This window comes from Streptomyces sp. TRM70350 (assembly GCF_019219825.1).
In the GTDB taxonomy this organism is placed as follows: Bacteria; Actinomycetota; Actinomycetes; order Streptomycetales; family Streptomycetaceae; genus Streptomyces.
The window spans coordinates 1-256 of sequence record NZ_JAHUXH010000149.1 but is presented as its reverse complement, the minus strand read 5'-3'; the positions used below and the strand labels follow the sequence as shown (position 1 = coordinate 256).

The window sequence follows — 256 nt, the reverse complement described above, 5'->3', positions numbered from 1 at the left end:
CAGCCACCGGTTCCGTCAAATTGCCCGCGGTGCCCTGGCTGTTGTCGGCGCGCTCGGAGAGCGCGCTGGGGGCCCAGATCGAGCGGCTGCGCTCCTTCGTGACGGAGCACCCCGAAGCGCGCCCCGCCGACATCGGCCTCAGCCTGGCCACCGGCCGGGCCGCGCTGGCCCACCGTGTGACGGCGGTCGGCGAGACCACCGAGGAACTGCTCGCTGCCCTTGACACCGCCCTCCCCACCCTCGCTCGTGAGGCCCG

At 74.2% G+C, this 256-nt stretch carries 1 protein-coding gene; it reads left to right on the top strand.

All coding sequences use genetic code 11. The annotated features are described in order from the left end of the window. Positions 1-29 precede the first annotated feature (29 nt). On the top strand, positions 30-256 hold a 227-nt coding region (locus KWI83_RS37985; RefSeq protein WP_218518916.1), incomplete at its 3' end, for a hypothetical protein.